The organism is Pedococcus sp. P2_D7, from assembly GCF_056404295.1.
In genome coordinates, this window is record NZ_JBFUEH010000004.1 from 129,002 (window position 1) to 140,114 (window position 11,113).

Below are 11,113 nucleotides of genomic sequence, written 5' to 3' on the forward strand. Positions count from 1 at the left end.
CTGCGTGACCCGCGATGCGCGCGCAAGGTGGGCACCCGGCATACCCCGCTGGGGTCAGCCGGCCCGCAGCGTTTCGGCCGCCGCCAGCAGGACGCACGTGGCCACGGCCTCCATCGCCTCGCTGACCTGGTCGAGCGGCGGGAAGGTGGGCGCGAGCCGGATGTTGCGGTCCCGCGGGTCGTTGCCGTGGGGGAAGGAGGCGCCCGCGGGGGTGAGGGCGATGCCGGCCTCCTTGGCCAGCTGGACCACGCGGGACGCCGTGCCGTCGAGGACGTCGAGGCTCACGAAGTAGCCGCCGGTCGGCTTCGTCCAGGTGGCGACCCCGAGGCCGCCGAGCCGCTCGCTGAGGACCCGCTCGACCTCGGCGAACTTCGGCGCGATGATCTCGCGGTGCTTGACCATGTGGTCACGCACGCCCTGCGGGGAGCCGAAGAACTGCGAGTGGCGCAGCTGGTTGACCTTGTCGGGACCGATGGCGCCCTTGCCGAGGTGGCCGGTGTACCACGTGACCGTCTCGAGGGACCCGGCCAGGAACGCGACGCCGGCGCCGGCGAGGGTGATCTTCGACGTCGATGCGAACAGGATCGGCCGGTGCGGGTGTCCCGACGCCGCGGCGAGGGTGAGGATGTCGGCGCTCTTGGCCTCGTCCTCGGTGAGGTGGTGGAACGCGTAGGCGTTGTCCCAGAAGATCTTGAAGTCGGGCGCAGCGGTCGGCATCGAGGCCAGCCGCGCGGCGATCTCCTGCGTCACCACCGACCCGGTCGGGTTGGCGTAGGTCGGCACGAGCCACATGCCCTTGATGCTCGGGTCGCTCGCGGCCAGCCGCTCGACCTCGTCCATGTCGGGGCCGTCGTCGTGCATCGGCACGGTCACCATCTCGATGCCGAACCAGTCGAGCAGGGTGAAGTGGCGGTCATAGCCGGGCACCGGGCAGATGAAGGTGACCTTCGCCTCCTGGCCCCACGGGCGCTCGCTGTCGACCCCGCCGTGCAGCCAGAGGTCGACCAGCACCTCGCGCATCATCACGAGGCTGGAGTTGCCGCCCGCCACGACCTGGTCGGGCTCGACCCAGAGCAGCTCGGCGAACATCTCGCGCAGCTCCTTGATGCCCTCGAGACCCCCGTAGTTGCGGGTGTCGACGCCGGCCGCGTCCTTGACGCCCTTCGGCAGTGAAAGCAGGTCATCGGACAGGTCGAGCTGGGCCGCAGCGGGCTTGCCCCGCGTGAGGTCGAGCGACAGCCCGCGCGCCTTCAGCGCGGCATACGCCTCCTGCTGCTCCTGGGCGAAGGCGTCGAGCTCCTGCGCGGAGCGTTCGGCGAGGGGGGTGGTGGCGGTGGCGGTCTGCTCGGTCACGGGCTCCATGCTCCCAGAGCCCCGGTATGCCGCGAAGTCACCGTCCGCAGCCCGGTCACCAAGCGGGAGCGGTCCGCGTGGGCGGGTGCGTGAGCAGCTCCGTGGGCAGCTCCGTGGGCAGGTGCGGGGGCAGACAGATGGGCAGTGCCTACCGATGCCCGGGCCCCCCGCTCGACCGGACTCTTGGAGGGCGGCGACAACGGTCGTCGCACCACCACCAGAAGAAGGAAATCCCATGAAGCTCTTCCTGGGCCTGACCAACGCCGAGCTGGCCCAGAAGCTGTACATCTCGCCGCGCACGGCCGACCACCACGTGTCCGCCGTCCTCACCAAGCTCGGCCTCGGGACGCGGCGCGAGGTGGTGCGTCGAGCCTCGGAGCTCGGACTCGTCTAGCCGACACCATCGGCGAGTTCGCGTTCGGCCCATCGCCTCACGTATGCTTCTTCCTCGGTTGACTTGACCATGCTTTCGGCGTGCCCGGGCGCAGGTCGGCTCAGCCTCCCGGAACCCTCCGCCCCCGCGGTGAGTTCCGTAGGGCAGTGGCTCAATTGGTAGAGCTCCGGTCTCCAAAACCGGCGGTTGGGGGTTCGAGTCCCTCCTGCCCTGCGCATGCAGGACCTGTGACCGGACCCGGTCGCGGCACAGATGAGTGAAAGCAGAGGCATCGTGACGGACGTGAGCGCGGACACCCGCGGCTCTGGTCGCACCGGCCGCAAGAGTGACAAGGGCGGCAACCCCATCTCGCGGTTGTTCCGCTCGATGTCCCTCTTCGTCAGCCAGATCCTCGACGAGCTGCGCAAGGTCGTGCGGCCGACTCGCTCCGAGCTGGTCAACTACACGATCGTCGTGATCGTGTTCGTGACCTTCGTGATGGCGCTCGTCTCGACCGTGGACTTCGGCTTCACCAAGCTCGTCCTGTGGGTCTTCGGCGGCTGACCGCCGCCCTGCCGCAGTCATCCCGGGGTCACCCGGCGAATACCAGAAGGAAGTAGGTCATCAGCGTGTCCGACCAGAGGACCACCGACAACGCCGAGCCCGGGACCGAAGAGGTCACGGTCGACGGTGCTGCCGCCGAGCTCGAGACCAGCGACACCCAGGCCGACACCGAGACGGACACCGACACCGAGACTGACGTCGAGGCCGTCTCCGACGACGCCGACCCGATCGATGACGTCGTCGCCGACAGCGCCGACTCCGACGACGCCGATGACACCGACACCGATGACGCCGCGGCGGACACCGACGCAGATGACACCGACGCAGACGCCGACGAGGCCGCCGCGGAGGAGGCCATCGTCGACGAGGTCGAGCGTGACGACAGCGACGACCTCGACGACGAGCAGGTCCACCAGCCGCAGGTGTCGACGCTGACCTTCTCCGACGACGAGACCGCCGTGGTCGACTCCGACGACGAGGACGCCGACCCTGCCGACGACGTCGACGCCGCTCCGGGCGACCCGGTCCAGGAGTTCAAGGACGCCCTGGCCGCGAAGTACGGCGACTGGTACGTCGTGCACTCCTACGCCGGCTACGAGAACCGCGTGAAGGCCAACCTCGAGAACCGCACGACCTCGCTCAACATGGAGGACTTCATCTTCGAGGCCGAGGTGCCGATGGAAGAGGTCACCGAGATCAAGAACGGCCAGAAGAAGCTCGTGCGCCGCGTCCGGATGCCCGGATACGTGCTCGTCCGCATGGACCTCACCGACGAGTCGTGGGGCGCCGTGCGCCACACGCCGGGGGTCACCGGCTTCGTCGGCAACGCCCACCAGCCGGTGCCGCTGAGCCTCGACGAGGTCTTCACGATGCTGGCCCCCGCCGACCTCGAGAGCCCGGCCACGGCCGGTGCCGCGGGCGGCACCTCGGGCAAGCCCAAGGAGGTCGCGGTCGTCGACTTCGAGGTGGGCGAGTCCGTCACCGTCATGGAAGGGCCCTTCGAGACCCTTCCCGCCACGATCTCCGAGATCAACCCCGACACCCAGAAGCTCAAGGTGCTCGTCTCCATCTTCGGCCGGGAGACCCCGGTCGAGCTGTCGTTCAACCAGGTCGCCAAGATCTGAGCGCGCGGCAGCACCTGTTCCCGGCATCCCGGGAGCATGCAACCGGGTCATCGCCCACGGCGTAGGCCCACCTCAACCAAAGGAACACAGCAATGCCTCCCAAGAGCAAGAAGATCTCCGGCTTCATCAAGCTGCAGATCCAGGCCGGTGCGGCCACGCCCGCCCCGCCCGTGGGCCCCGCCCTCGGTCAGCACGGCGTCAACATCATGGAGTTCGTCAAGGCGTACAACGCTGCGACGGAGTCCCAGCGCGGCAACGTCATCCCCGTGGAGATCACGGTCTACGAAGACCGGTCCTTCACCTTCATCACCAAGACGCCGCCGGCCGCCGAGCTGATCAAGAAGGCCGCCGGGGTGCCCAAGGGCTCCGGTGAGCCGCACAAGACCAAGGTCGCCAAGCTGTCGGCCGACCAGGTCCGCGCCATCGCCGAGCAGAAGATGGAAGACCTGAACGCCAACGACATCGACCAGGCGATGAAGATCATCGCCGGCACCGCCCGCTCGATGGGCATCGACACCACCCTCTGACGATTTCCCTAACCTTTGCTAGCAAGGGTTAGGTGATGGTGGACAGGCTGCAACCTGTCCACCGACCAGCAACCTTTGCTAACAAAGGTTGCTGGAACCGCCCGGTATGCCGCCCACGCGGCATACCGGGGCACGTGGCAGGACCGCGCTGGTCCGTATCGACCACAACTCCACCGAAACACCCAGCACAGGAGCAGACATGAAGCGCAGCAAGGCTTACCGCGAGGCCGCGGACAAGATCGACGTGACCAAGAGCTACGCCCCCCTCGAGGCCGTCCGCCTCGCGAAGGCGTCGGCGAAGGCCAAGTACGACGAGACCGTCGAGGTCGCCATGCGACTCGGCGTCGACCCCCGCAAGGCCGACCAGATGGTCCGTGGCACCGTCAACCTCCCGCACGGCACGGGCAAGGTGTCCCGCGTTCTGGTGTTCGCCAACGGCGACAAGGCCGAGGCCGCCCGTGAGGCCGGCGCCGACCACGTCGGTTCCGACGAGCTGCTCGAGAAGGTGGCCGGCGGCTGGCTCGACTTCGACGCCGTCGTCGCGACGCCGGACATGATGGGCAAGGTCGGTCGGCTCGGCAAGGTCCTGGGGCCGCGTGGTCTCATGCCCAACCCGAAGACCGGCACGGTCACCATGGACACGGCCAAGGCCGTGACCGACATCAAGGGCGGCAAGATCGAGTTCCGCGTCGACAAGCACGCGAACCTCCACTTCATCATCGGCAAGGCGTCCTTCGACGAGAAGTCGCTCGTCGAGAACTACGCCACCGCACTCGACGAGATCCTTCGCCTGAAGCCGTCCTCCTCCAAGGGCCGCTACATCGAGAAGGCCACCCTGTCGACGTCGATGGGCCCCGGCATCCCGCTGGACTACACCCGCACCCGCAACCTGCTGGTCGAGGACGAGGCCACCGCCTGAGTCCCGCACCGCAGCGCACCACGCGAGAGCCCGCCACCCCCTGGGGAGGCGGGCTCTCGACGTCTCCCCAGGGACCGCGGTTACGATCGAGAGAGGCGGCACCGTTCTGGCCGCCCACCACCGATGGGGGAGAGCTCGTGACCAAGACCAAGTCGCTCGCCGCGCTGGCACTGACCGCCGCGCTCGGGCTCAGTGCCTGTGGCGACGCCGGTGGTGAGTCCGGCACCGCGACCACGTCCTCGAGCTCGTCCAGCTCCGCTGCCGCTGGCCTCGCGCCGGGCGCCACCGTCGACGGCGGCGAGCTCGCCACCAAGATGACCGACGCGATGGTCAAGGCCGGGTCGGGCACCCTCTCGCTGGACCTCGGCACCGAGGGCAAGGCCAGCGGCTCCTTCTCGATGAAGGGCGGGGTCATGGAGCAGCAGATGACCATGCCGATCGAGGGGCAGACGATGCAGATCGTCTCCACCGGCGGGGTCATCTACATGAAGGGCCTCCCGGGGTCGAAGAAGCCGTGGGTCAAGATCGACCCCAAAGCCGACGACCCGGTGAGCCAGATGTTCGCGGGGATGGCCGGAGACATGGGTGACCCGCGCCAGCTCGCCAAGGCCCTCGAGGGCTCGAAGGCGACGGTGGTGAGCTCCACCGCCGACTCCAGCACCTACGACGTGACGATCGACCCCAAGGCGCTCCTCGGGGGAGCGGCGGGCTCCGGAGGGCCGGCCGCGGAGCCGGTCAAGGCGCGCTACACCCTCGACGCGCAGAACCGCCCGACCCTGATGACCGTCGACGTCCAGGGTCAGAGCCTGACGATCACCTTCGGCGGCTGGGGCAAGCCGGTGTCCATCAGCGCGCCGCCCGCTGACCAGGTCGGCGCCTTCGAGCTGCCCAGCCCCTGAGCGACCGAGCCGTGTCCGGGGGCCGCTCCGCCCGATTTGGAGGGGAGGCCACCGACCCGTACGCTGGACCCTGACCAAAGACCGCTCGGTTGTCACGCGCCACCGCAATAGGCAGCACGTGACCGAAGGTTCCACCCTGGTGGACGTCCAGCGCAGGCCACGAATCACCCGCAGTACCGGCTCCCAGAGCCTGTCCGCGTGCGAGCCCCGTGCCCTGTGCACGGGGCTTCTTCCATGTGGGGCCTTCACCTCCGGCCGGTCGAACACACGGAAGGGAGGCCCCATGGCCAAGGCTGACAAGGCTGCCGCCATCGCCGAGCTGTCGGACAAGTTCCGCAACTCCGGCGCGGCCGTGCTGACCGAGTACCGCGGGCTGTCGGTGAAGCAGATCACCGATCTCCGCAACTCGCTGCGCGGAAACGCCACCTTCGCCGTCGTGAAGAACACGCTCACCGAGCTTGCTGCCAAGGACGCCGGAGTCACGGCGTTCGACGGCCAGCTCGTCGGACCGTCCGCCATCGCGTTCGTCGATGGTGACCCGGTCGAGGCCGCAAAGGGCCTGCGTGACTTCGCCAAGGCGAACCCCCTCCTCGTGATCAAGGGCGGCGTCCTCGACGGCAAGGCCCTGACTCCCGCGGAGATCACGAAGCTCGCGGACCTCGAGTCCCGCGAGGTTCTCCTGGCCAAGCTGGCCGGTGCCCTTCAGGCGTCGCTCAGCCAGGCTGTCTACCTCTTCGCCGCACCGCTGTCGCAGACCGCTCGGGTCGTCGACGCACTGCGTGCCAAGGTCGAGGCCGAGGGCCCGGTGGCTGCTGCCGCCGCTCCCGCCGCCGAGGCCGAGGTTGCGGACGACAACACCGGGGCAGCTCCGGCAGTTGACGTTACCGAGGAGACCCCCGCCGAGGCCCCCGTGGCCGAGGCAACCGCAGACGTCGCCGAGGGTGGCGACGAGAGCTGAGTCCTCCGGGACCACAGCTCGCACACCAAACCGCCACTCACGGCATACGAAGAAATAGAAAGGACGCCCATCATGGCGAAGCTCTCCACCGACGAGCTCCTTGAGGCTTTCAAGGAAATGACCCTCATCGAGCTCTCTGAGTTCGTGAAGCAGTTCGAGGACACCTTCAACGTCACCGCTGCTGCCCCCGTGGCCGTTGCTGCGGCCGGCGCCCCGGCTGGCGGCGGCGCCGCCGAGGTCGAGGAACAGGACGAGTTCGACGTCGTCCTCGAGTCCGCTGGTGACAAGAAGATCCAGGTCATCAAGGAGGTCCGCGCGCTGACCTCCCTCGGCCTCAAGGAGGCCAAGGACCTCGTCGACGGCGCCCCCAAGCCCGTCCTCGAGAAGGTTGACAAGGCTGCGGCCGACAAGGCCAAGGAGGCCCTCGAGGGCGCCGGGGCCACCGTCACCCTCAAGTGATCTGAGCTCCCCTCGGGGAGCACCAGCACTGCTGCGAAGCGGGTCCGACCACACGGTCGGGCCCGCTTCCGCGTTCCCGGCGTCACCGGTGCGATCGGTGGGATGCCAAGAGCGGGGTATGCCGCGCGGCTGGCATCCCGGGCCCAGTTCAGGCTGCCTTCCGTGCGAGTTCGACGTGAGCCCGTGCGACCTGATCCATGAAGCGGTCGGGGGACGCCCGCAACCCGATGACGGGGATGCGAAGGACCCGTTCACCGGACAGGACCAAGTCGTTCTGGCGGAGCGCGTCATCGATCGGGTTCAGAGCAGCGGCGTGATGGCCACCGTCGATCTCGACGACCAGGCTGATGTCCTCCCACGCGACATCGAGGTAGACCCGGCCCTGGGGCGTCGTTCGCACCACTTGACGGGTGGGGTTCGGCAGGCCGCGACCTCGGCACAGTCTCGCGAAGTCGAGCTCACCCAGCGAGTGCACCCCATCGCAGAGGTCTGCGACGACGGCTCCCACGAGGGCCCGTCGTCGACAGCGAGCCACCTGACTCCACGCGCCCATGAGGTCGGCCGGTCGCACCAACCGCTGCTGGACCACCAGGCACAGGAGCAGTGCTGCCTGCCGATCGCTGGTTGCCCAGTCGGCGGCGTGCAGCACGGCCGTGGCGGGGTGGACGCGGGGGACCCCTGCCGACACCGTCCGCGGCATCGTGCGGCGCCGCGTCACCCACACCCCGTCGACGCGGTGGTGACGGTTGGCGTGGGGCAGGCTCACGTCGATGCGTTCGCTGACGAAACCGGTGAGACCGGCCGCGACGAGTGCCGCCACCCCGTCGAGGGCAGCCCCAGCCCCTGACTCCCAGACGGCCCGCCACCTCTGCGCCTCGGCAGTCAACGGACCGGCACCGACCACCACCGTGTGCCGTCCTGCGTCGTGCCAGCGCCCGGCACCGACCTCCGACCGCACGTCAGCCCGAGTCACGGACCGGGAGCGGAGCTGGGCCCGGCTCACCACCCCGCCTTGGTGCCCAGCGAACTCGGCAGCCGCGATCGCCCGATCTTCCCGGGTCAGGCGGCGTCGACGGGTCCCTCCCATGGGCTCACTCTGGCGCAGTGCCCCCCTGTCCCGCCGTGGCCCTGTGGACAACGTCCGGGCGCGGCACGGGTGGGATGCCAAGAGCGGGGTATGCCGCGCGGCTGGCATCCCGGGGGTCGCTCGGAGGGTAGCCCGCGGCATACCGGACCGTAACTTCGTGCCACCTCCCTCGTTGAGCCAAGCGAACCGGGGCCTGTCAGCAGTGACGGGCGTGGACTTCACGATGAGGTGAGCTGTGGGCGTTGAGATCAAGGTCGAGGGCCTGACCAAGCGATTTGGGTCGCAGGTCATCTGGAACGACGTCTCCCTCACCCTCCCCGCAGGCGAGATCTCCGTGATGCTTGGCCCGTCGGGCACGGGCAAGTCGGTGTTCCTCAAGACGCTGGTCGGGCTGCTCAAGCCGGATGCCGGCTCGATCATGATCGAGGGACGCGACCTGACCCGGCTGCGCGAGAACGACCTCTACGAGGTACGCAAGCTGTTCGGGGTGCTGTTCCAGGACGGCGCGCTCTTCGGCTCGATGAACCTGTACGACAACGTCGCGTTCCCCCTGCGCGAGCACACCCGGAAGTCCGAGTCCGAGGTCCGGAACATCGTGCTGGAGAAGATGGACCTGGTCGGCCTCACCGGTGCCGAGTCCAAGCTGCCCGGCGAGATCTCCGGTGGGATGCGCAAGCGCGCCGGCCTCGCCCGCGCCCTGGTGCTCGACCCCGAGATCCTGCTGATCGACGAGCCGGACTCCGGCCTCGACCCGGTGCGCACGTCCTACATCAACCAGCTTTTCATCGACCTGAACGCCCAGATCGACGCGACCTTCCTCATCGTCACGCACGACATCAACTCGACGCGCACCGTGCCGGACAACATCGGCCTGCTCTACCACAAGCACCTCGCCATGTTCGGGCCGCGCGAGATGCTGCTGAGCTCGGAGGAGCCGGTCGTGCGCCAGTTCCTCAACGCCCAGACCATCGGCCCCATCGGCATGTCCGAGGAGAAGGACGCCGACGAGCTCGCCGCCGAGGCGCGGTCCGGCCAGGAGCTGCCGCCGCTGCCGCCGATCCCGCTGCAGCTGGGCACCAGCGACGGTGCGCCTCGCCGCGGCGAGCGTCCCGCGGGCCAGTGGTGCCGCGACAACGGCGTCACCCCGCCGCCCGGCTCGTTCCAGTCGCACAACGCCGGCGTTCCCGGGGTGCGCTACTCCGAGCCGACCGAACCTGCGGGGGCGACGGTCGCATGAGCAACCCAGCCATCGGTGCGCTGCGCCAGAGCGGGTCGCTCTTCGCGCTGGTGCTCGACGTCATCCGGGCCCTGCCGAAGCGGCCGTTCCAGACCAAGGAGTTCATCCAGCAGTGCTGGTTCATCGCCTCGGTCACGATCGTCCCGACCGCGCTCGTCTCGATCCCGTTCGGGGCCGTCATCGCCCTCCAGCTCGGCACCCTGACCCGTCAGCTCGGCGCGCAGTCCTTCACGGGTGCCGCGTCGGTCCTGGCCGTCATCCGTGAGGCCTCGCCGATCGTCACCGCGCTGCTGATCGCCGGAGCCGGTGGCTCCGCCATCTGTGCCGACCTCGGCTCGCGCAAGATCCGCGAGGAGATCGACGCGATGGAGGTGCTCGGCATCAGCCCCATCCAGCGCCTCGTCGTGCCCCGTGTGCTCGCGGCCATGCTCGTCGCGCTGCTGCTCAACGGGCTCGTGTCGGTCGTCGGCGTGGCAGGCGGCTACTTCTTCAACGTGATCATCCAGGGCGGCACGCCGGGCGCGTACATCGCGTCGTTCACCGCGCTCGCCCAGCTCGCCGACCTCTGGACCAGCGAGATCAAGGCGGTCATCTTCGGCTTCATCGCCGCGGTGGTCGCGTCCTACAAGGGCCTGACGGCCGGCGGTGGTCCCAAGGGGGTCGGCGACGCCGTCAACCAGAGCGTGGTCATCACCTTCATGTTCCTGTTCGTCGTGAACTTCGTGGCGAGCGCCGTCTACTTCCAAGTCGTCCCCCAGAAGATCTGAAGGAGGTGCATCGACGATGAGCAAGGTCCTCGACCTGGCCGGTCGCCCCGTGGAGGCGCTCGACAGCCTCGGCGAGCAGATGCGGTTCTACATCCGCTCGCTCGCCTGGAGCCCGCGCACCCTCCGCCGCTACAAGAAGGAGGTGATGCGCCTCCTCGCCGAGGTCTCCCTCGGCTCCGGCGCCCTCTCCGTGATCGGCGGCACCGTCGGCGTCATCGCCTTCCTCGCCTTCTTCACCGGCAGCCAGGTCGGGCTGCAGGGCTACTCCTCGCTCAACCAGCTCGGCACCGGGGCGTTCACCGGCTTCGTCTCGGCCTACCTCAACACCCGTGAGATCGCGCCCCTGGTCGCCGGGCTGGCCCTCGCGGCCACCGTGGGCTGCGGGTTCACCGCCCAGCTCGGCGCGATGCGGATCTCCGAGGAGGTCGACGCCCTCGAGGTGATGGGCGTCCCGTCGCTGCCGTTCCTCGTGACCACCCGCATGATCGCGGGCTTCGTCGCCGTCGTGCCGCTCTACGTGCTCGGGCTGCTGTCGTCCTACGGCGCGACGCGCTTCATCGTCGTGCACTACTTCGGGCAGTCGGCCGGCACCTACGACCACTACTTCCACCTGTTCCTGCCGCCGATCGACGTGCTGTTCTCCTTCCTCAAGGTGATGGTGTTCGCCGTCGTGATCATCCTGATCCACTGCTACTACGGCTACAACGCGTCGGGTGGACCGGCCGGCGTGGGCGTCGCCGTGGGCAAGGCCGTGCGGACCTCGATCGTGGCCATCAACATCGTCGACTTCTTCTTCTCGCTCGCAGTGTGGGGCGCCACGACGACCGTACGGATCGCGGGTTGAAC

Annotated in this window: 13 protein-coding genes and 1 tRNA gene; 12 read left to right on the top strand and 2 right to left on the bottom strand. The window is 68.7% G+C overall.

Features of this window, described 5'->3' with window-relative positions; genetic code table 11:
- Positions 1-54: 54 nt before the first annotated feature.
- Complete coding sequence (locus tag AC1DWJ_RS09720) at positions 55-1,353, bottom strand: aspartate aminotransferase type Ic (RefSeq protein WP_477620682.1); 1,299 nt, start codon at positions 1,351-1,353, stop codon at positions 55-57.
- Between the two features lie 235 nt (positions 1,354-1,588).
- Here AC1DWJ_RS09720 and AC1DWJ_RS09725 point away from each other — a divergent pair, with 235 nt between their 5' ends.
- From AC1DWJ_RS09725 to rplL, 9 genes are all read left to right on the top strand, one after another.
- On the top strand, positions 1,589-1,747 hold the full coding sequence (locus AC1DWJ_RS09725; RefSeq protein ID WP_477620683.1) for a LuxR C-terminal-related transcriptional regulator: 159 nt from the start codon (positions 1,589-1,591) through the stop codon (positions 1,745-1,747).
- Positions 1,748-1,887: 140 nt separating this feature from the next.
- Positions 1,888-1,960, top strand: a tRNA-Trp gene (locus AC1DWJ_RS09730).
- A 60-nt stretch (positions 1,961-2,020) separates the two neighbouring features.
- Complete coding sequence (gene secE / locus AC1DWJ_RS09735; protein WP_457253876.1) at positions 2,021-2,290, top strand: preprotein translocase subunit SecE; 270 nt, start codon at positions 2,021-2,023, stop codon at positions 2,288-2,290.
- 65 nt (positions 2,291-2,355) lie between these two features.
- A complete protein-coding gene (gene nusG, locus AC1DWJ_RS09740) occupies positions 2,356-3,414 on the top strand; it encodes a transcription termination/antitermination protein NusG (RefSeq protein ID WP_477620684.1) in 1,059 nt (352 codons plus the stop codon).
- Between the two features lie 92 nt (positions 3,415-3,506).
- Positions 3,507-3,941, top strand: coding sequence for a 50S ribosomal protein L11 (gene rplK, locus AC1DWJ_RS09745; protein WP_056924021.1), 435 nt, complete (start codon positions 3,507-3,509; stop codon positions 3,939-3,941).
- A gap of 199 nt (positions 3,942-4,140) precedes the next feature.
- Positions 4,141-4,860, top strand: a complete 720-nt coding sequence (gene rplA, locus AC1DWJ_RS09750) for a 50S ribosomal protein L1 (protein ID WP_056924020.1) — start codon at positions 4,141-4,143, stop codon at positions 4,858-4,860.
- 137 nt (positions 4,861-4,997) lie between these two features.
- Positions 4,998-5,759, top strand: a complete 762-nt coding sequence (locus tag AC1DWJ_RS09755) for a hypothetical protein (protein WP_477620685.1) — start codon at positions 4,998-5,000, stop codon at positions 5,757-5,759.
- A 283-nt stretch (positions 5,760-6,042) separates the two neighbouring features.
- Complete coding sequence (gene rplJ, locus AC1DWJ_RS09760) at positions 6,043-6,717, top strand: 50S ribosomal protein L10 (RefSeq protein ID WP_477620686.1); 675 nt, start codon at positions 6,043-6,045, stop codon at positions 6,715-6,717.
- 72 nt (positions 6,718-6,789) lie between these two features.
- The gene (gene rplL, locus AC1DWJ_RS09765; protein WP_056924017.1) at positions 6,790-7,176 is read left to right on the top strand and encodes a 50S ribosomal protein L7/L12; all 387 of its coding nucleotides are present in this window, start codon (positions 6,790-6,792) and stop codon (positions 7,174-7,176) included.
- Between the two features lie 148 nt (positions 7,177-7,324).
- Here rplL and AC1DWJ_RS09770 read toward each other — a convergent pair whose 3' ends face one another.
- Positions 7,325-8,263 (bottom strand): hypothetical protein, encoded by a 939-nt coding sequence (locus AC1DWJ_RS09770; RefSeq protein WP_477620687.1) that lies wholly within the window; start codon positions 8,261-8,263, stop codon positions 7,325-7,327.
- 235 nt (positions 8,264-8,498) lie between these two features.
- On the opposite strand from AC1DWJ_RS09770, the gene AC1DWJ_RS09775 reads away from it, so the two are divergent.
- The 3 genes from AC1DWJ_RS09775 to AC1DWJ_RS09785 are packed head-to-tail and all read left to right on the top strand — an operon-like array spanning position 8,499 to position 11,111.
- The gene (locus AC1DWJ_RS09775) at positions 8,499-9,500 is read left to right on the top strand and encodes an ABC transporter ATP-binding protein (protein ID WP_457253870.1); all 1,002 of its coding nucleotides are present in this window, start codon (positions 8,499-8,501) and stop codon (positions 9,498-9,500) included.
- The gene (locus AC1DWJ_RS09780; RefSeq protein ID WP_091788887.1) at positions 9,497-10,267 is read left to right on the top strand and encodes an MlaE family ABC transporter permease; all 771 of its coding nucleotides are present in this window, start codon (positions 9,497-9,499) and stop codon (positions 10,265-10,267) included. Before AC1DWJ_RS09775 ends, AC1DWJ_RS09780 begins: the two co-directional genes overlap by 4 nt.
- 16 nt (positions 10,268-10,283) lie before the next feature.
- Entirely contained in the window at positions 10,284-11,111 is an 828-nt protein-coding gene (locus AC1DWJ_RS09785; protein WP_457253868.1) for an MlaE family ABC transporter permease, read from the top strand.
- Positions 11,112-11,113: the final 2 nt, after the last annotated feature.